The organism is Corynebacterium sp. KPL1818 (assembly GCF_000478135.1).
GTDB classification, from domain to species: domain Bacteria; phylum Actinomycetota; class Actinomycetes; order Mycobacteriales; family Mycobacteriaceae; genus Corynebacterium; species Corynebacterium accolens.
The window spans coordinates 577,479-595,838 of the sequence record NZ_KI515758.1 but is presented as its reverse complement, the minus strand read 5'-3'; the positions used below and the strand labels follow the sequence as shown (position 1 = coordinate 595,838).

Sequence of the window (18,360 nt, the reverse complement as noted above, 5' to 3'; positions counted from 1 at the left end):
TTGGATCACCTAAGTTAGTTAAGACAAAGCTGCTCCACGGCACGAAGTTAATATCGCCTAATAGTTCGAGGTCATTGCCCTAAACGGTCAATCTCGCCGCGCTAGTCCACTCCACCCAACGCTTCTCAGCCGGTACGCTTACGCACATCACGCTCGCAATGTGATATTAATCACCCAGTTGCCCACTCAGGCGCTCCAGGCGCTGCGCGCTCGCCCCATCGAGGCCCCGAAACTCCACCTCAATGCCGCGATCCGCGTACTTTTTCTGCACCGCATCCAGCGTCGCCACCGTCGAGGCATCCCAGACCTCGGCATCGGAAAGGTCCACCACCACGAAGTCCGTATCAAGCGTGTAATCAAAGGCGTAAACCAAATCATTCGAGGAGGCGAAGAAGAGCTGGCCATGCACCACGTAGGTATATCCATCTACCAACTCAACCTCCACGAGGTGCGCCACCCGGCGGGCAAAGCCAATCGATGCAGCCACCACGCCTAAGACCACTCCTACCGCCAGGTTATGCGTGGCCAGCGTGCCCGCGACCGTCAGCAGCATGACGAGGATTTCAGAAAGCGGCATCAGCTTGAGCGTGCGCGGGCGGATGGAATGCCAATTCACCGTCGTCGCCGCCACGAGGATCATCACCGCGACCAGCGCGGCCATCGGAATGCGGCCTACCGCCTCGCCGAAAAGCAGGCACAGCACGAGGAGGAAGGCGCCGGCGAGGAACGTCGACAAGCGCGTGCGCGCCTGGGATACCTTGACGCCGATCATGGTCTGGCCAATCATTGCGCACACGCCCATGCCGCCAATCGCCGCGGCCAATATATTGCCAATGCCCTGGCCAAAGGATTCGCGGGTCTTATCGGAGTGGGTATCCGTAATGTCATCGACAAGCTTCGCCGTAAGCAGCGATTCCATGAGGCCCACCAGCGCCATCCCAAAGGCGTAGGGCGCAATGATCTGCAGGGTCTCCAGGTTCCACGGAATATCCGGAATGAAAAGGCCCGGCAGCGTCGTGGGCAGCTCGCCCTGGTCCGCCACATCCGGCACCTTCCACCCCGCCGCGACGGCGATGATGCTTACCACCACGATGGTCACCAACGGCGCCGGAATTGCCTGGGTAAACCGCGGCAAAACAATCATGATGGCCAGGCCTATAGCCACCAGCACATAGACCATCCAGGGGACATCAATAAGGTGCGGCAGCTGCGCGGTAAACATCATAATTCCCAGTGCATTGACGAATCCCGTCATCACCGAACGCGGAATAAAGCGCATGAGCTTAGCGATGCCCACCCACGCCAACAACACCTGCATAATACCGGCCGCAAGCACCGCCGCCACCACGTAATCGTGCCCATACTCGTGCGCGAGCGGGGCCACCACCAGGGCAACCGCGCCCGCCGCCGCAGAAATCATGGCGGGCCGCCCGCCGGTAAAGGCGATGGCCATCGCCATAATCACCGAGGAATACAGCCCCACCCGCGGGTCGAGGCCGGCGAGAATGGAAAAGCTTAAAACTTCCGGGATCAAAGCAAGCGCCACCGCCAGTCCGCCGAGCACTTCCTTGCGCAAACGCGCAGGTGAGGAAAATGCAAAGCGGAAACTGGCGATGACGCCGGTAGGTGCAGGCTGCTCGTTAATCACGCCTGCACATACTAGTAGCTACTACGAGCCTTCCTGAAAGGAGCCATCCGCCGTAATGACGGGCAGCACCGACCAGGCAAAGTTGATCCACTTATCCGTCTTCTTCCACGAATAGTCCGGCTCGAAAATGGTCTTCGGCTTGGTGTAGACGACAGCGGAACGCACCTCATCGGCAGTTTCTTCCAAGAAGTTCACCACCAGATCCAAGGTCTTGCCGGAATCGGCCACGTCATCAACGACGAGCACCTTCTTGCCCTTGAGGGAATCCGTATCCAACTGCGGGGACAAGATGATCGGCTCATCCAAGGTCTGGCCAATATCGGTGTAGAACTCCACGTTGATAGCGCCCATGGCCTTGACCCCGATGGCATAACCAATGGCACCGGCCGGGATCAGGCCGCCGCGGGCAACGCCCACGATCAAGTCAGGAAACCAGCCGGATTCCACGATTTGCTCCGAAAGATTCCGGCTCGCTTCGCCGAAGACTTCCCAAGTGAGGTTCTCCCGGTCCGGGTGGATCCAATTCTCAGTCACGATTGCGCGGCTCCTTTTGCGTCATGGGCTTTCTTTGTAGTTTAACTAGCGATACCTACCAAGGGAAAGCAGCTACCGGAAAGGAACCTCTCCCAGCGTCCGCCGCAGCTTGCGAGTGCGCAGGCGCTCCGGATTTTCTGCCAGCTGTTCCACCGCGCGCACCGCGCACATGACGTGGGCTTCCTTGGAGTTGGAATAAAACGCCTGGGCCTGCGCCGGCAGCTTCGGCACGGCGTGCAGCGGCAGATCCGACACGGACAGCAGCGTGCCATAAGGCACGCGGTAGCGGTACCCATTCGCCGCCAAGGCGCACGATTCCATGTCCACCGCCACCGCGGTAGAAGTGCGCAACCACTCCCACAGATCCCGGCTGGTGCGCCACTCCCAATCGCGGTCATCGGTCGATAGCACCGTGCCGGTGCGCATGAGCGAATTATCGCTACCGTAGACCTCATCGACGGCCGCCTCCAGCATGCGCTGGACCTCTGGAATGGCCGGAATCGGTGTGGAAGAAACCACCTGTCGGTCCAAGATGTGGTCGTGGCGCTCGTAGGCATTGCCCAAGATCAGGTCACCGATGCGCATGCGCCCATCCATGCCGGCGCAGTGGCCAATCATGATCCAGGCCTCCGGCCGCAGCACGGCCAAGCAGTCCGTAATGGTCTTGGCATTCGATGGCCCCACGCCGATGTTGATCATCGTGATGCCATCGCCACCTGCGGTAATGAGATCGAACCGGGGCATCTGAAAGCGCGAGGTCAGCGTTAGCCCATCCAGGTCGAGGTCCACCGCATCATTAGGGTGAATGGTCTCCCCATTGGGCAATACCAGCGCCGTATAACGCGAATCCTCCTTGGTCAGCTCGCGCAGGCCGAATTTCACGAATTCCGTGGTATGCATCGCGTAATTGGTAAACAGAATGTATTTCTGCACCGTATCGACCTCGATGCCGGTGTAATGCTCAATGCGCGCACAGGCAATATCGAAGCGCTGCGCCCCGAAGTGAAAGAGCGGCTTTTCCCCGCCGTGAAACGCATCCCACTCGCCATCAATAATCGCATCATTGACCTCATCCAAGGTCGGGCGCGGAATGGGGCCGCGTTCCTGCGGCGCCGCCGGGGCATCTTTGATGTATTCCGGCGGAATGCGCTCATCCGATTGGCCCACGAAGATATCGCACGGATAATTGTTAGTCAGCCGAGTCAGCTGCTCGTGCAAGTACTCTCGGATGATGTGCGGCTTGGAGACGACCGCAGAATACTTGCCGGCCTCGTCCACATAGCCAAAGGGCTCGGAGCGGTCGATCGGCTGCCATTTACGGATCTCCACGGTCACCTTGGGATAAACCACATGGCGATAATCATCGAGGGTGCCGGAGGCAAGAGCCTCGCGCGCCATCTCGCACGAGGTTTCATAATGCTCAATTAAGCGAGTCACCGCTTCATCTACGGAGTGGACATGCTGCAGATCGGTCATAACCGCGAGTTTAGCGGGGACAGCGCAGTACGGCAGCGGAGTCTTTTCCAGCTCTGAATCCGGAACACCCACTTGGTATCGTTAGCTCTATGCCTGCCACTAATATTGGGGTGGAGCTTTTTGCCGCCACCCGTGAATTTCCCGTTGATCTTCCCATTCCCCCGCGTGAGGATGAAGCACCCGCCGCCTGCTTCGACGACTAACCCCTTGGATTCTAGGGGTCGTTGCAACGATGATGGTTACTTTGGTGTGATACTACCGGTTTGTGTCAGGGCGTTGGTCATTACTTCGGCTGGGGTGCGCCAGTTGAGTGCTTTGCGTGGTTTGTGGTTGTGAATGTTGGCGATCATCTCCAGGTCCTCGGCGCTGTAGATGGACAGGTCGCTGTTTTTGGGAAGGTTTCTCCTGAGCCTGCCGTTGGTGTTTTCGTTGCTGCCTCTCTCCCACGGTGATCCTGGATGGCAGAAGTAGATGGGAATGTCAGTGGCCATGGTAAAGGCTTTATGGCCAGCCATTTCACTTCCTTGGTCCCAGGTAATTGATGACCAGAGTGCTTTATCGATTCCAGCGACAGCCTTGTGCAGGGCTGTGAATACTTCTTTGCTGGTGTGCCTGCCTGGCAGGTGGCCAAGGACAACAAATCGGCTGACGCGTTCTACTAACGTGATCACCGCGGATTGGTTATTTTTACCAAGGATGAGGTCGCCTTCCCAGTGGCCTGGCAAAATACGTTCAGTAACCTCTTCTGGCCGGTCGTCGATGAGGATCATGTCGTCAACGAAGCGTTGCTGGGCCGGTGTGGTGGTGCGTGTGTGGCGTTTCTTGCGTTTCTTTCTGCCGGTAGGCAAGTCCAGGCCAAGGTCTTTGAGTCGTCCTTTGGACTGTAGATAAAAGGCGTCATAAATCGTTTCGTGACTAATGCGCATGTCCTTATCCGTGGGGTAGTCGATGGGCAGGCGATTGGAAATCTCCTCCGGTGACCATTGTGCCCGCAATTGTGCGCATACATAGTCCCATAACCTTTTGTTGGCCAGCAGTTTCGGTATTTTCGGTCGCAATCTCCGCGCACAAGCCTTTAACTGGGCGGTTTCTGCACGATACGGGCCTTCAGCGCTGTGGTTTCTGCGTACTTCACGCTGAATTGACGAGGCACTTCGCCCTAAACGGCGCCCGATTTCCCGCAGCGGCACATGCTCACGAAGAAGGTCGGCGATAATTACGCGTTCTTCAAAGCAAATATAGCGATCACTGATGCGTTTATACGGATCCACACCGCCAGGCAAGGCAGGGGCACAAAGCCGTCCAGATTCGATGACGTCATGGCGTTGGCGCAGCGCTTTCATGAGTCTTTTATACGTGGTGGCATCCTCGCCGACAGGTATGAACTCTTTACGTGGCCCTCCGGATTTGATGAGTCCTTTTTCGAAGTCTAAAGACAATCGACGATCAATTCCTATCCCAGCCCCAGCATCACCAACAGGCAAGCTCGCCAACCGAAGGCGTAAGTATTCCACCCTTAACTGTGTTTGGCGGACTTTCCGGGCATACCTCGTTAGCCGGATATGGCACCCAGCTTCTGTAGCAACGGCATACGCAGCGGTGGGATGCATTCCACACGTTTTGGCGGCTTGGTGTACTGAGAGTCCGCCTTGAACTAGTTCTACAAGCTGTAAAGCCTGGCTACCGCGGCGATCAACTCGTTTGGCTTTATGTATGACTGGCACTCCGTGAGCATGGCAAAAATTCAAAGCATGCACGTAATGACAGCCAAGCTCACCAGCAGCCGAGCGAACGCTACGCCCACTGCCAACCATGGCCACCAAGCCACGACGATCCGACTCAGACAACGAATGAAACGGGCCCACAACTCCAGGCACAACAACACCCTCCTAAGGGAAAGTGTTGCAACGACCCTCTGAACTCAAGCCCTCCCGAGGCATAAACGAAGGCCCGCCGACTGCGCATCGGCGGGCCCTCTCCCCATGACTAATCTCTGGCACTTAGCGGCAAGGAGTGGAGCGCCCTACGCCGTAAGCACCGCCCGTGATTAGGCAAGCCTAAGTTTACAAAGATTATGGCGTGAGGTCAAGGGCTTTCTCCATAAATTTCTTCAACTTTTCTAAAGAGGCCATTTACCTGCATTAACGCGTATGATTGGAAGGCATGGCTGTCGAATCTCTTGCAGAGTTGAAAAGCATTATTTCTGAACAACTCCTCAAATTCGGGCGCGTGAACGAGGAAGATGCACCCGAAGAAAAAGATTCGCCACGCCTTGGCATCGCCTCCCCGGCCGCGGCCAGTGCTTTGCAGGATGACGTCGCCGACGAGATCGTTGACCGCCTCAAGGCCGAAAAGGACAAGTCCAGTCCCGGCGATTCCGCCCTCGATGCCGATGCCGCAAGGACCCTGCCCCTCGGCGCACGCACGAAGCCGCGCGGCGTTTTCGAAGACGATTGGGGCGCCCGCCCAAGCGACGAGCGCCCCTGGCCGGTCATCCTGATCCACGGCACCTGCGATACCAAGGGCGTCTGGCAAATTATGGGCAATATCTTGCGCCAAGACGGCTGGGCGGTCTTTGCCCCTGACTACGGTCACCGCGCCACGCAGACCATCCCGGAATCGTCGCAGCAGCTCGGCGCGTATATCGATACCGTGCTCGCCGTCACCGGAGCAGAAAAGGTCATCTTGGTAGGCCACTCCCAGGGCGGACTGCTCGCGCGGTACTGGATGCGCATGGACGGCGGCGCCGAAAAGGTCGTCCACCTCATGAGCATCAGCGCGCCTAATCATGGGACGACCCACGGGGGCATCGCCAGTCGCCTCATTCGCACCCAACGCCAAGAGGCGGTGATCCGCTCCATTATCGATGGCTGGTTTGGCCCCGCCGGCATGGACCAGGTGGTGGGCAGCGAGGTGCTTCGCAATGTCAACCGCGATGGCGACCTCGAATCCGGCGTGAGCTACACCTGCATTGCCACGCGTTCCGATGCCGTCGTCGTCCCGCCCGAAACCTGCTTCCTCGACCCAGAGGGCGCGCCCGAAGGTGCGGTGCGCAATATCTATATCCAAGATTTTGACCGCCATGCCGTGGTCATGCACGAAGATATGCCCATGGATAGGCGCGTGCACGCCATCGTGCGCACGCTGCTCAGGATGGTAGAGCACACGCCGCGTTGATTAAATCTCCAACTCATCGAGCAGGGCATCAAAAGCCGGGCCCACCTGCGTGCGCCACAGCGTATCCACCTTCTTATCCCCGCGGCCTGGCCCGCCATTGATAACGGCCACGCGCTTGCCCTGCTTCTTCGCCTCAAGCACAAAGCGATAACCGCTCATCACCGCCAGCGAAGAACCGGCGACCAGCAGCGAATTAGCCTCATTCAATAGCGCAAAGGCGGCATCCCGCCGCGTGGCTGGCACGGGCTCGCCAAAATACACCACGTCCGGCTTGAGCAGCTCCGATCCGCAGCGCTCGCAGCCCGCCATCCGGAACGCCGCAACGTCTTTCTCATCCAGCGTCACGTCACCATCTGGGTTAACTTGGTCCCTTTCCACGACTAAGCGCTCTAGGTACCCCGGGTTCGCGGCCGCTAGGCGCGCATCGAAGTGCCCACGATCCTCATAGTGACCACACAGCAGACACACCACGGTTTCCATATCACCGTGCAGCGTCACCAACCTCTCCGTACCCGCCCTTTTATGCAGGCCATCCACGTTTTGGGTGACCACACCATTAACCAGCCCGGCGCGCTCCAACTCCACGAGCGCATAATGCGTGCGATTCGGCACCGCAGAATCCATCACGCGCCAGCCCACAAAACTACGCGCCCAATACCTATGGCTAGCGGCCGGATCATGGCGAAATTCCTGATACGTCATCGGCCGGTGCCTGCTCAGCGAGCCCCGCGGCCCACGATAATCCGGAACCCCCGATTCCGTCGATACCCCCGCCCCCGTCAGCACCATCACCGGCCCGTCGCGCAGCTGCTTGGCGATGTCCCCCAAAGCCTGCCCCGCCTCCGTATGCGGCGCCGTCTCCTCCACGACACGCGCAATCGATCGCAGCGCGGACTGATGAGCATGGGCTACAGCGGGATCCATACCCACCAATCTAATCAAGCGCCTTCAAGTACTGCTCAACGGGGACTACCTGCGCACCATTCGCTTCGAAGGAATGCTGGCCGCGGTATAGCACTGTGCGGTTTGCGGGTTTGATCTCCAGCTCTTCACCTACAGTCGCGAGATGACGCGTGTATTTGGAATGATAGGTCTGCGATGCCTTGATTTCATAAGCCTTAGGATCGCCGCCCGTAAAATCCAATAGGTCGATTTCTCTTTTAGAACTATCCCGATAGAACCGTAGATCCGGCTTGCGACCAGAGTGAATATGCGTTTTCATGGTTTCTGCTACCACCATATTTTCACACACTGCACCTGACTGTGGATGCACAGAAAGTTCTTCTGGTGAAGAAATACCAAGAAGGTGGCACAACAGGCCAGTATCATAGAAATACAACTTCGCGGTCTTAGTAAGCACCTTCCGGGGATTGGAATGGTGGCTGGGTAAAGAAAATATGATGAAACTAGACTCCAGAATTGAGACCCAATTTTTTACCGTCTGGAAAGAAACATCAATCTCATTTGCGATTGCGGAATAGTTGATTAAGTTTCCAGCTTGCAGCGCACAGACCTTAATGAATCGCCAAAAGCTATCACTATTCCGAACATTGAGTAACCCACTCACATCCCGTTGGAGATAAGTCTGCACGTAGTTTTCAAAATAGATTTCCGGAGGAATTTGAGCCTGGTACAAGCGCGGATATCCACCACGAACCATAAATTCATCAACGGTCAGATCAGCTGATATAGAGCGAGCTTCCATGAGGCCGAAGGGCAACAAATGACTGATCCCAACGCGGCCCGCCAGCGATTGCGTTATGGATTCCATAAGCAAGAAATTTTGCGATCCGGATAAGATATATTGCCCAGGGCTTCCCACTTCATCCGAGCGAAGTTGGACAACGGAAAACAGGTCCGGTGCATATTGAGCCTCATCTATAATCAACGGTCCACGTTGGCTCGAAAGGAAACCCACAGGATCTTCTTGTGCCACCCTTCGAATACTTGGATCCTCAAGATTGAGGTATGACAAGTCCGGAAACATTTCTCTCAGAAGAGTCGACTTCCCAGACTGCCGCGGCCCCGTCACGCTGACAACTGGAAACCATTTCATTAACTGCGTTATAGATCCACTGAGCTGCCGAGGAACAAACATATATTTACCAAATTTCGCAAGTAGGACGCACCAAATTTCTAAAGTAGAGAGTACCAAATCTCTAAAGTAGGACGCACCAAATTTCGCAAGTAGGATTACCTACCCGCAGTTCACGGCTGTTTTTCAATAGAAAAAGAGCCGCCTGCCATGCGGCAGCGGCTCCTTATCTTGGTAGTGCTAGCTCTCTGGTAGCTGCTCTACGTATAACCACTCGGAATCTAGCTCCCCGTGGCGCGAGCACTTGGTGTGCCAGCCATCGGGGCGCACCTGGGCCACCATGCGGCGGCCGCAGATCTGGCAGTAGCGCGGCACGTCGAGGCCGGCGGCTGCGGCGGGGTGCAGCGCGAAGACCTCTTCGATCGGCTTGCCGGTATTGGGGTGGAAAATTGGCTCGTCCCCGGCCAAGACGGCGGTTGCCAACTCAGAGTTCGGCTCGGACACTACAGAGCCTTGATCGGGAGATCGATGCGGCCCAGCATGTCCACATCCTTTTCGATTTCCTGACCCAAGGTGGTCAAATAGTTGCCGGCAATGATGGCGTTGATGCCGCCGAGCAAACCGCGCTCGGTGCCGTCATCGCCAAGCGAAAGCTCGCGGCCGCCAGCGAAGCGGAGGGTGGTGGAGGGCATCGCCAAGCGGAATGCAGCAACGGCGCGCAGGCCCTCACCCAGCGGAACCAGCGGACGGTCAGCGAATGGGGTGCCCGGGCGAGGGTCGAGGAAGTTCATCGGAACCTCGCACGGATCGATCTCTGCCAGCTGGGCTGCGAACTCAGCGCGCTGCTCCAGGGACTCGCCCATGCCGATGATGCCGCCACAGCAGACTTCCATGCCTACCTCGCGCACGTAGTCCAGGGTCTTCTTGCGCTCTTCCCAGGTGTGGGTGGTGACCACGTTGGGGAAGTAGGAGCGGGAGGTCTCCAGGTTGTGGTTGTAGCGCTGTGCGCCCATGTCCTTCAGGCGCTGTGCCTGCTCGCGGGTCAGGGTACCCAGGGAGCAGGAAATCTCGATGTCAACGGCATCATTGATGGCGGCGATGGCCTCGCCCACCTGATCCAGGAGGCGGTCATCCGGGGACTTCACCGCAGCAACGATGCAGAATTCGGTAGCGCCGGTCTTAGCGGTCTTCTGTGCCGCCTCCACCAGCTCAGGAATGTTCAGGCGCACTGCGCGCACTGGGGACTCAAAAAGGCCGGACTGGGAACAGAAGTGGCAATCCTCTGGGCAACCACCGGTCTTGATGGAGATAATGCCTTCCACCGATACGTCCGGGCCGCACCACTTCAGGCGGGTCTGGTGGGCGATATCAGCAATTTCTTCCAGCTGGGAATCTGGAACCTGCAGTACTTGTAGTAGTTCTTCCTGGTTAAGGCCTTTGCCTTGCTCCAGAGCTTTCTCACGGGCGATGTCGATGATGCTCATGCAGTGAACCATACTTGAACGCCGTTCAACTTTGGCCAAAATCACAAAATTTTTTTCGCGGGATTACCCTAAGGGGCATGACGCTTTACGATGACACCCTCGAACTCCTCCAAGAACTCATCCGCAATGCTTGCGTAAACGACCTCACCCCGGATTCCGGCTTTGAGGTGCGCAATGCCGATACGTTAGAGAACTTTTTTGCCGGTGAAGACGTCTCCATCGAGCGCTTTGAATCCCACCCGGGACGCGTGTCCATCGTGGTGACCGTCCCCGGCGATCCCGCCAAGGAGCCCCTCACCCTTATGGGGCATACCGATGTCGTCCCCGTCGACGAACCCAAGTGGACTAAGCCGCCCTTCGAGGCACTCATTGAAGACGGCAAGCTCTACGGCCGCGGTTCCGTAGACATGCTCTTTATTACCGCCACCATGGCCGCCGTCACCCGCGAGGTAGCGCGCGCCGGCAACCCCGGCGGAACGCTCGCCTTCGTGGGCATGGCCGATGAAGAGGCCCGCGGTGGCCTGGGCGTGCGGTGGATGGCAGAAAACCACCCCGATGCCTTCTCTTGGAAGAACTGCCTCTCCGAGACCGGCGGTAGCCACCTGCCCGGCGCGGTGGGCTTCAACGTGGGCGAAAAGGGTGCTGGCCAGCGCCGCCTCCACGTCACCGGCGATGCCGGGCACGGCTCGACTCCCTACGGCAAAGACTTTGCCATCGTAAAGATCGGCGAGGTCGCCCGCCGCATCGCCGAGGCCGAGCCACCCACAGCCTCCAACGAGATCTGGGAGGGCTTCGTCCGCACCTTCAAGTTCGATCCTGAGACCGAAAAAGAGCTTATCGATGGCACCGGTGACTACACCAAGTTCGGCAACCTCGATGCCTACGCCCACGCCTTTAGCCACACCACCATCGCCGAGACCGTCCTGCGCGCAGGCGGAGCCATCAACGTGCTTCCTTCCCACGCCTACCTCGAGATGGATATCCGCCCCTTCCCTGGGCAAACCCAGGAAGACTTGGACGATTTCCTCCGCAGCGCACTGGGCGATCTCGCCAATGAGGTAGAAATCGAGCACCTCATTACCGAAAACGCCACCCAGTCCTCCACCGATACCGAGCTCTGGCACACCATTGAGGCCACCGCCAAAGAGTTCTTCCCCAATAAAGACGTCGTCCCCGTCCACGCCACCGGTGGCTCCGACCTCCGCTTCGCCCGCCGCAAGGGCGGTAACGCCTACGGCTTTGCGATGCACGCCGAGGGCCGCGATATGGCCAGCGCCAACTCGCAATTACACAGCCACGACGAGCACCTCTACCTCGAGGACCTCGATCTCACCGTGCGCGCCTACCACAGCTTGGCCAACCGCTTTTTGGGTCTGACCCAGTAGCACTCCCCTCGCTTTTACGCGGTGACCTGAAAATAGATCCCGGCATGCGCACTGCAGCCGGGATTAAACATATGCCCACACTCCGGGCATGCCTCGACAGCAGAATACAGCCGGTAATCCATCTCGAGGCCGCAGGAACCGCAGAGGGCAGCGGGGGTATCAACAAGCATGGGCCCAAACTCATGATCCGTCAGCTCCGCATGACACAGCGCGCACGCGAAGTACTCGCCGCAGGTCGCGCACTTATTGGCCACCACGTCGAGCGGGGAATGCCAATGCTTGCACCGGCCCTCCGCATCAATCGCGCCGCGAATCTTCATGGTTCTGCCACTCCTTCTTCTTCGCCTCCGATTTCTTTGCATTGCGCACCGCCATCACCCCAAAGGCAATGGCAATAACTATAGGCATCCACACCCTGCTGTAATCCATCAGGAAAACCACCCACTCCGGCGGTTCAAAGTGCACCGCAAACTGCGGCGCGGGCAAGGTAATCTGCGGTGGCTCCGGCAGGTTCGGCAAATTTGGCAGCGGAAGGTAAATCTCCGGAAAATCTACATCTGGCAGCTCCCAATCCGGCAGCAAGCGCGAGAGGATGCGGCTAATAATAGGAGCCAAAACAATCATCGCGATGGCCCACCCAGACTTCCCCAGCCCACCGAGCAGTGGATACAGCACGCGCTTGAAGGGGCTTTCTTCCATTGCCCGGCGCCGCTTTTCACCCAAGGAGCCCGGCGGCGGATCAAAGGCCACGGCCTCCTCCCCATCGCGGTAGTAGACATCCTGTATCTCCCCAAAGGGCGTGGCTTGGATATCTACATAAGGCTTAGTCCGCGGCGCACTATTCTCACTGAATGAGAGATCGTTTTCCAGATTCTTCTGCAATGAATAACGGCCGCCACGCGGCTTGTCGTGCCGGCTGCGAACCTCGCCGTTGACCACCATCTGCATGCGGGGTGCAGGATTCTTGCGCCAGAGCTGGAGGCGGTGGATAAAGGGGGCATCGCCAAGCACCGGCGTAAATTCCTTCGGCTCCTTGGGCCATTCGCCCTGCTCAGCGAACTCGGCATCGTAGCCGCGCTCAACCTCGAGCAGGCCAGCCTCAGGGTGATCCAACCGCCAGATTTCCATCAGCGCTTCCTCAACTTGGCGCCCAATTTGCTAGCACCCAACGCCAAAAGGACCACTACCGGCAGGTAAATCCATGTCCCCTCGTTGAAGTACATCTCCATGGCCGCGAAATAGGCGATGCCCGCAACCCAGAAGATGGTCCATGAGTAGCGGAATGTGGCGGCATCGATAAAAGCAATAAGCACGGTAAGCCCACCCATGATGCCGAGCAATACCGTGCCGGAAACCGCCTGGTAAATCGCCGGCGGGAGCACCAGGAAGTTAGCGATCATCGCCAAGGGCGCCCACCACTGCCACCACGCGCGGCCGGGTTCTTCCTGCGTTTCCTGCTCCTCACTCATACCTTCCTCAAGCTAGCACATAAATTTGCTTTTTAAGCTGGTTATCCTGACGGAAGAATATGCACTCCTACCTGCAAAAACGCCTTAAAACAGGCGAATGTCCGTAGGGTGTTCTATAGTGTTTTTCGTACACACGTTCACACCACAAATTTAGGTTTCAAGTGCCATGGAAGATCCCTACTTTTCCACGACCAACACCAAAAACCCCACTACACGCTTAGCTTTTGAAATGCGGAAGACTGAATACGAGTTCTGGACTGAACAGATCCCCGATCTCGATTCTGATTTCGAATTAGTCACCCAATCCCTCTACCGCACCACCGGAGTTAATGAAGGGCGAATCGGCCATATCCTGATGGCCCTGTACCGCCTGGAAGAGCTCCCACAGCTAAAAGAGCTGCAACACGAGCTCTATCACTTAGATTTAGACCGCCTCATTGCCATCAATAAATCCCTTAACCGCCTGGGCAACCCGACCCCGGAGGTAGTCGCGCGCATCGATGAGCAGCTCACCGCCTACCTCACTCCTACCCAGGCCAACCAGGCCATGCGGACGCAAGCGCAGATTAAAAGGAAGATAAATGAGCTCATCAACCTTGAAGATGACACCCTCGCGGTCAAAAAGGGCCCGACGCAGCCGCGCTATACCTTGGAAAATTGGGGAAGCAATACCGCGGCGATGACGCTAAGCGCGGATCCCTCGGTGATGGCATGCGTCGATAAGTGCATCAAGGAAACTGCACTCAAGCTGGATTGCTCGCTTGCCGATGCCGCCATTTCCCTCCTCACCGGCAATACCGAAGCACCCCAGGTCATCCTGAATGCCTACAAGGCAACCGATGTTCCTAACTCCCCCGCGTTCATTGAATCCGTTGGGTGGCTCGACCCAGCGCGCTCCAACGCGATGCCGTATTCCAAGATTCGGGAAATGAACTCGGATAAAGAGGTAAAGGGATATGTCACCCCGCCGGATATGGCAGCATACCTCGAAGGATTCGACGGCACCTGCCGCTACCCTGGGTGCAACCGTCCTGCCACGGTGTGCCAGAAGGATCACCGCATCAACCACGCGGATGGCGGACCGACCACTCCAGCAAACCTGGCGTGCCTGTGCCAACATCACCACAACATAAAGACCGATGGCCGGGCCTTCTACGTCATGGATCCGCACACCCGGGACATTATTTGGCTCTTCGAAGACGGCACCTGGACCGTCACCGAGCCTTCCGGCCCACTGGCGGAAAAGAATAAGAATTGGGTGCAAACTTTTGCACAAACCATGACCGCCCACCGCACGCGAGCCTACGAAGAGGCCCACGAAGCACAGGAAGAAGCAAAAACCACCCCTAGGGAGGAGGATTAAAAACGCCGGCTGCCATACATTGGCAGGCATGATGCAAAACTTATTTACGCTCGACGAGCTGGTTATTTCCCAAACTAAGTCCCTCCTCAAAGATCGATTCATGATTTCTGATGTCAACGGGACCCCAGTGGGCACCATTGTGCAATCCACCAGCCTTAAGGAGATGGTGTTTAAACCCTCCCGCAGCTTGGAGGTCGCGCTCACGGATGCCGAAGGCAACCCCCAACAAACAGTCATGACGATCTCGGATCCGGCGAATTTTTTGAGGGATACCTACGAAGTACACCTACCGAGAATTGAACAGCCCATGGCCGTTATCACCAAGCGCTTCTCCATGTTCAAAACCAAGATGGAATTAACAATGGAGGGCTTTGCCGACGTCGAAGTGCACGGCGATTTCTGGGATTGGAACCTCACCATCACCTCCCAGGATCGCCAGCTTGCCGATGTCTCCAATAAGTGGACCGGCATGGGCAACTACTTCATGGGTAAAAACACGTATCTCCTGCGGATCGCGCCAGACCTCAACGAGCAGCAGCACGCCGCCATCATCGGCGCCGTAATGAGCATGGACATGCTGCGTACGAAGAAAAAGAAAAACAGTAACTAGGTGCGCACATGGGCATCATTGCAAACGGTGTTTCAGGACTGGTCCCACTGTGAGCACGGAGGTTCCAATCCCGGATACGGCCAGTGCCGCGGCCGGGCCTATGGCGCTCACGACAGGCGCCCCGATGATGTACCCGATAAGCATTGCAGAGCTATTTATCGATCCCATCGTAGAAAGGGCTTTGGGCTTCACCCCATCAGGTACGGTTCCCACCACGATGATTCGCAGTGCGGCCACTTGAATGGCATTGCATACTCCGCCAAGGAATGAAGTGCCCCGAGTTTTGTTCCTAGGCATTTGCCTTGATTTCTATTATTGCCTGTGGCGGGTTCTGCTTCCACAATTCGGTTTCCACCTCGGCTGGGGTTCGGTATCCCAAGCTTTGGTGGAGCCTTACCTCGTTCCACCATGACACCCACTCGAACGTCGCAATTTCTACCTCGACAACGTCATCCCACCTGCGGGTATGGACTAGCTCGTTCTTGTAGGAACCATTAACGTTTTCAGCCAGTGCATTGTCATATAAGTCACCACACTTCCGGTGGAAGCAGTGATCCCGTGTTGGGCAAGTCGCTGGTTGTAGACCACGCTGACATACTGCGATCCGTGATCCGAATGGTGAATGAGACCTGTTGTTTCCTCAGCACACACGATTGCCTGGTTGAGAGCTTGCAGCGGCAGTGCTTCGGTGCGCATCGAGTCTGATAACGCCCACCCAACGATCCGTCGGGAGTAAACGTCGGTGACAAACGCGGCATACACAAAGCCTTTCTTCGTGCGCACGTAGGTAATGTCGGCCACCCACAGCTTATTCGGGCCCCGGGCTTTAAATTCACGCTCGACCAAATCCGGGCGCAGATCCGGCACGTTGAGGTGTACGCGTTGTGATTGGTGATCCGCCTGTGCCTGTGCCAGAAACACCAGCCAGGCGCATCAGCCGAGCGGTTTGTTCACGACCGATATCGATTCCGTCACGGTGAAGCGCATGCCACATTTTCCGCACGCCGTAAACACCGTAATTATCCCGATGAACAGCACTAATGCGTTCAACCAACGCAGCATCGCGAAGTCGACGAGCACTTAAGCCCACGGGCCTTGGACTGGCGATAACCACGCGAGGTGATAAACCCACCAGCCCGGTTATTCTTCAACGCCAGCGCAGATGAACTCGACAGAGAAATAATTCCGGTTTTCATCGATGAACCGGATCATTTCTTAACGTTTCGGGTCGAGTCATGAGGCGAAAAAAGCCAAGGCAGCCTTCAACAACTCATTAGTATCGCGTAGCTCTTGATTTTCACGACGTAGCCTCGCGTTTTCGGCGGCCAAATCTTCAGGCACAGGTTCTGGGATGCTCCCGGCACGGCGAGCAGGCTTAAGTCCATTGACGAGCCGTGTGCCATGAAACCCCCAGCTTTGGAGCTACTGCCTGGCACGCGGCCTGCATCGACATATTTTCCGCCAAGATGCGATCTTCCACGAGACGGACCACACGGTCCTTTGCATCCTGGTCAAATTTTCTCGGCATGTTCCAGATTTTCCCATCTACTCAAACGGAACAAAACCTGGGACACTTCACACCAACGCCGTGTCCACTACTCGGGGGACACCCCCGCCCACCTCGGCACTCCACCCCTGCTGTGGGGGTTACTCGTAGCGAAGCGAGCTGAACATCCCGGTTTCCATGTGATAGGCGTTATGGCAGTGAAATGCCCACTCACCGGGGTTGTCAGCGATCAGGTCGGCGATCACGGTTTCACCGTGGCGGAGAAGGACGGTGTCCTTGCGTAGCCCGCCGCTGCCGGGCAGCGCCCACGTGTGGCCGTGGATGTGCATGGGATGGGGCATCATGGTCCTGTTGCGCATGACCATCCGCAGGCGCTGGCCCTCCTGCACGGTCGCGGAGGAGGATTGGCCGTCGGTGAGAATGCTCCATTCATACGGCATCATCTGCCCGCCCAGGTCGATGCTGACTTCTCGGTCTGGTGTGTCCTCGGGCAGGAGTGCACGGTCTGCTGGCTTCAGGGAGGACAGAAGCAGTCCGGTGGACGACAACTCGGGGAAGTCGACATCGGGGTGGGGGGCCTGGCCGCCGGCGGTACGGATGACGGCGAAGGCACGGTCGTCCTTACCCACCGCCAAAGCCGTGAGCGGGAAGATACCGTCGTCGAGGATGACCTCGACGTCGACACGCTCGCCCATCGACAGGTAGATCGATTCGGTCTCCCTGGGTTGGACAGGGAAGCCGTCGGTGTGGGTCACGGTCATGCGGTGGCCACCGAGGGCCACCTTGAAGATGGTGTCACCGCCGGAGTTGATAAACCGCAGGCGGGCCTTGTCGCCCGGGCGAGCCTCGAAGGTCCGGTGAGCACGGGGGATACGTCCGTTGATGAGGTAGTGCGGATACATCACATCGCCGGCATCCCCGCCCAGTACCCGGTCCGGGGTGCCGTGCATCATCTGGCCGTGACCTCCCATCCCCTTCTTCCCGTTATGGTCGCCTGAACCCATTCCGGTGAGCTTGTCGAGCTCATCGTCGGGAGTGCCCTGAATGCCATCGACCCAGTCGTCGAGCACGATGGTCCACTCGACGTCCTGGTCCTCAGCGTCTTGCGGGTCACGGACGATCAGTGGGGCGTGGAGGCCGCGATCAAGCTGCAGGCCGGAGTGGGAATGGTAGAAGTAGGTGCCACTGTGGGGGACTTCAAAAACATAGGAGAAAGACTCGCCAGGTTCAATGGGGTCCTGGGTCATGCCGGGCACACCATCGGCTGCGTTGTGGAGTGCGATACCATGCCAGTGGATGGAGGTGCTCTCAGGAAGTTCATTGGTGATATCGACCTGGAGGACGTCGCCGGCGGTGGCCTCAATGGCCGCATCCCCGGTGTCAGAGACGTATCCCCACGTCTTGGCTTCGATGCCGCCGATATCCAGAGAGAGGGGCCGGGCGGTCAGTGTCCGGCGCACCGTCGGCTCACCGAGCGCAGTGGGGGTGGGAGTGGGGCGAAGAGAGGAACCTGGTGCCGAGGCAGCGGGTCCAGGGTCGCTGGTGCAGGCGGCCACGGCCCCGGTGCCGGCGAGGACGAGCCCGCCGAGCAGAAACTGTCGTCGGGAAAATCCATTCATCATGATTTAACCTTCCTTGGTGTTAGATTTCAGTGACACGGGAGACAGGCGCA

The 18,360-nt window shown here is 57.7% G+C and carries 19 protein-coding genes and 1 pseudogene; 4 read left to right on the top strand and 16 right to left on the bottom strand.

The annotated features are described in order from the left end of the window. Positions 1 to 166: 166 nt before the first annotated feature. The 4 genes from HMPREF1261_RS02735 to HMPREF1261_RS02720 all read right to left on the bottom strand — a co-directional run bounded on the left by HMPREF1261_RS02735 (position 167) and on the right by HMPREF1261_RS02720 (position 5,097). Positions 167 to 1,648, bottom strand: a complete 1,482-nt coding sequence (locus tag HMPREF1261_RS02735) for a SulP family inorganic anion transporter (protein ID WP_023029887.1) — start codon at positions 1,646 to 1,648, stop codon at positions 167 to 169. 21 nt (positions 1,649 to 1,669) lie between these two features. Further along, positions 1,670 to 2,182, bottom strand: coding sequence for a phosphoribosyltransferase (locus HMPREF1261_RS02730; RefSeq protein ID WP_005276176.1), 513 nt, complete (start codon positions 2,180 to 2,182; stop codon positions 1,670 to 1,672). 72 nt (positions 2,183 to 2,254) lie between these two features. After that, positions 2,255 to 3,658, bottom strand: a complete 1,404-nt coding sequence (gene amn / locus HMPREF1261_RS02725) for an AMP nucleosidase (RefSeq protein WP_005276174.1) — start codon at positions 3,656 to 3,658, stop codon at positions 2,255 to 2,257. Positions 3,659 to 3,897: 239 nt separating this feature from the next. Further along, entirely contained in the window at positions 3,898 to 5,097 is a 1,200-nt protein-coding gene (locus HMPREF1261_RS02720; protein ID WP_232207963.1) for an IS30 family transposase, read from the bottom strand. Positions 5,098 to 5,821: 724 nt separating this feature from the next. Between HMPREF1261_RS02720 and HMPREF1261_RS02715 the strand changes: the two genes are divergently transcribed. After that, entirely contained in the window at positions 5,822 to 6,835 is a 1,014-nt protein-coding gene (locus HMPREF1261_RS02715; protein WP_023029886.1) for a triacylglycerol lipase, read from the top strand. Here HMPREF1261_RS02715 and HMPREF1261_RS02710 read toward each other — a convergent pair whose 3' ends face one another. The 4 genes from HMPREF1261_RS02710 to bioB all read right to left on the bottom strand — a co-directional run bounded on the left by HMPREF1261_RS02710 (position 6,836) and on the right by bioB (position 10,354). Next, positions 6,836 to 7,759, bottom strand: coding sequence for a Sir2 family NAD-dependent protein deacetylase (locus tag HMPREF1261_RS02710; RefSeq protein WP_023029885.1), 924 nt, complete (start codon positions 7,757 to 7,759; stop codon positions 6,836 to 6,838). 10 nt (positions 7,760 to 7,769) lie between these two features. After that, positions 7,770 to 8,891: an ATP-binding protein gene (locus tag HMPREF1261_RS02705; RefSeq protein ID WP_023028070.1), complete on the bottom strand. Its 1,122-nt coding sequence runs from the start codon at positions 8,889 to 8,891 to the stop codon at positions 7,770 to 7,772. A 219-nt stretch (positions 8,892 to 9,110) separates the two neighbouring features. Beyond that, a complete protein-coding gene (locus tag HMPREF1261_RS02700) occupies positions 9,111 to 9,374 on the bottom strand; it encodes a hypothetical protein (RefSeq protein WP_023028069.1) in 264 nt (87 codons plus the stop codon). Beyond that, entirely contained in the window at positions 9,374 to 10,354 is a 981-nt protein-coding gene (bioB, locus tag HMPREF1261_RS02695; RefSeq protein WP_005276160.1) for a biotin synthase BioB, read from the bottom strand. The genes HMPREF1261_RS02700 and bioB overlap by 1 nt, the downstream gene beginning before the upstream one ends. 77 nt (positions 10,355 to 10,431) lie before the next feature. Here bioB and HMPREF1261_RS02690 point away from each other — a divergent pair, with 77 nt between their 5' ends. Next, the gene (locus HMPREF1261_RS02690) at positions 10,432 to 11,739 is read left to right on the top strand and encodes a M20/M25/M40 family metallo-hydrolase (protein ID WP_023029883.1); all 1,308 of its coding nucleotides are present in this window, start codon (positions 10,432 to 10,434) and stop codon (positions 11,737 to 11,739) included. Positions 11,740 to 11,753: 14 nt separating this feature from the next. On the opposite strand, the gene HMPREF1261_RS02685 is transcribed toward HMPREF1261_RS02690, so the two are convergent. From HMPREF1261_RS02685 to HMPREF1261_RS02675, 3 genes are read right to left on the bottom strand one after another with little or no spacing between them, the layout of a single operon-like run. Continuing rightward, positions 11,754 to 12,059 (bottom strand): CHY zinc finger protein, encoded by a 306-nt coding sequence (locus HMPREF1261_RS02685; RefSeq protein ID WP_023029882.1) that lies wholly within the window; start codon positions 12,057 to 12,059, stop codon positions 11,754 to 11,756. Beyond that, the gene (locus HMPREF1261_RS02680) at positions 12,037 to 12,867 is read right to left on the bottom strand and encodes a hypothetical protein (RefSeq protein ID WP_023029881.1); all 831 of its coding nucleotides are present in this window, start codon (positions 12,865 to 12,867) and stop codon (positions 12,037 to 12,039) included. The genes HMPREF1261_RS02685 and HMPREF1261_RS02680 overlap by 23 nt, the downstream gene beginning before the upstream one ends. Continuing rightward, the gene (locus HMPREF1261_RS02675; RefSeq protein ID WP_023029880.1) at positions 12,867 to 13,208 is read right to left on the bottom strand and encodes a hypothetical protein; all 342 of its coding nucleotides are present in this window, start codon (positions 13,206 to 13,208) and stop codon (positions 12,867 to 12,869) included. Before HMPREF1261_RS02675 ends, HMPREF1261_RS02680 begins: the two co-directional genes overlap by 1 nt. A gap of 229 nt (positions 13,209 to 13,437) precedes the next feature. On the opposite strand from HMPREF1261_RS02675, the gene HMPREF1261_RS02670 reads away from it, so the two are divergent. Both HMPREF1261_RS02670 and HMPREF1261_RS02665 read left to right on the top strand, forming a co-directional pair. Beyond that, entirely contained in the window at positions 13,438 to 14,571 is a 1,134-nt protein-coding gene (locus tag HMPREF1261_RS02670) for an HNH endonuclease signature motif containing protein (protein ID WP_232207973.1), read from the top strand. A 28-nt stretch (positions 14,572 to 14,599) separates the two neighbouring features. Continuing rightward, positions 14,600 to 15,181 (top strand): LURP-one-related/scramblase family protein, encoded by a 582-nt coding sequence (locus HMPREF1261_RS02665; protein ID WP_034657847.1) that lies wholly within the window; start codon positions 14,600 to 14,602, stop codon positions 15,179 to 15,181. Positions 15,182 to 15,470: 289 nt separating this feature from the next. Here HMPREF1261_RS02665 and HMPREF1261_RS13235 read toward each other — a convergent pair whose 3' ends face one another. The 5 genes and pseudogenes from HMPREF1261_RS13235 to HMPREF1261_RS02645 all read right to left on the bottom strand — a co-directional run bounded on the left by HMPREF1261_RS13235 (position 15,471) and on the right by HMPREF1261_RS02645 (position 18,310). Then, positions 15,471 to 15,692 (bottom strand): integrase core domain-containing protein, encoded by a 222-nt coding sequence (locus HMPREF1261_RS13235; protein WP_369707755.1) that lies wholly within the window; start codon positions 15,690 to 15,692, stop codon positions 15,471 to 15,473. After that, positions 15,653 to 16,102, bottom strand: a complete 450-nt coding sequence (locus tag HMPREF1261_RS13230; protein ID WP_023029876.1) for a DDE-type integrase/transposase/recombinase — start codon at positions 16,100 to 16,102, stop codon at positions 15,653 to 15,655. The genes HMPREF1261_RS13235 and HMPREF1261_RS13230 overlap by 40 nt, the downstream gene beginning before the upstream one ends. Further along, positions 16,014 to 16,271 carry an IS3 family transposase gene (locus HMPREF1261_RS13225; RefSeq protein ID WP_369707754.1) on the bottom strand — a complete coding sequence of 86 codons (258 nt, stop codon included), beginning with the start codon at positions 16,269 to 16,271 and terminating at the stop codon, positions 16,014 to 16,016. Before HMPREF1261_RS13225 ends, HMPREF1261_RS13230 begins: the two co-directional genes overlap by 89 nt. Positions 16,272 to 16,556: 285 nt before the next feature. Next, a pseudogene (locus HMPREF1261_RS13220) lies at positions 16,557 to 16,755 on the bottom strand (hypothetical protein). A gap of 73 nt (positions 16,756 to 16,828) precedes the next feature. Continuing rightward, on the bottom strand, positions 16,829 to 18,310 hold the full coding sequence (locus tag HMPREF1261_RS02645; RefSeq protein WP_023029875.1) for a multicopper oxidase family protein: 1,482 nt from the start codon (positions 18,308 to 18,310) through the stop codon (positions 16,829 to 16,831). Positions 18,311 to 18,360: the final 50 nt, after the last annotated feature.

Bases quoted from the DNA above. Each gene is read 5' to 3' on its own strand.
- HMPREF1261_RS02645 (WP_023029875.1), bottom strand. From the start codon at position 18,310: ATGATGAATGGATTTTCCCGACGACAGTTTCTGCTCGGCGGGCTCGTC.
- HMPREF1261_RS02715 (WP_023029886.1), top strand. From the start codon at position 5,822: ATGGCTGTCGAATCTCTTGCAGAGTTGAAAAGCATTATTTCTGAACAA.
- HMPREF1261_RS02665 (WP_034657847.1), top strand. From the start codon at position 14,600: ATGATGCAAAACTTATTTACGCTCGACGAGCTGGTTATTTCCCAAACT.
- bioB (WP_005276160.1), bottom strand. From the start codon at position 10,354: ATGAGCATCATCGACATCGCCCGTGAGAAAGCTCTGGAGCAAGGCAAA.
- HMPREF1261_RS02675 (WP_023029880.1), bottom strand. From the start codon at position 13,208: ATGAGTGAGGAGCAGGAAACGCAGGAAGAACCCGGCCGCGCGTGGTGG.
- HMPREF1261_RS02680 (WP_023029881.1), bottom strand. From the start codon at position 12,867: ATGGAAATCTGGCGGTTGGATCACCCTGAGGCTGGCCTGCTCGAGGTT.
- HMPREF1261_RS02705 (WP_023028070.1), bottom strand. From the start codon at position 8,891: ATGAAATGGTTTCCAGTTGTCAGCGTGACGGGGCCGCGGCAGTCTGGG.
- HMPREF1261_RS02710 (WP_023029885.1), bottom strand. From the start codon at position 7,759: ATGGATCCCGCTGTAGCCCATGCTCATCAGTCCGCGCTGCGATCGATT.
- amn (WP_005276174.1), bottom strand. From the start codon at position 3,658: ATGACCGATCTGCAGCATGTCCACTCCGTAGATGAAGCGGTGACTCGC.
- HMPREF1261_RS02690 (WP_023029883.1), top strand. From the start codon at position 10,432: ATGACGCTTTACGATGACACCCTCGAACTCCTCCAAGAACTCATCCGC.
- HMPREF1261_RS02685 (WP_023029882.1), bottom strand. From the start codon at position 12,059: ATGAAGATTCGCGGCGCGATTGATGCGGAGGGCCGGTGCAAGCATTGG.
- HMPREF1261_RS02670 (WP_232207973.1), top strand. From the start codon at position 13,438: ATGCGGAAGACTGAATACGAGTTCTGGACTGAACAGATCCCCGATCTC.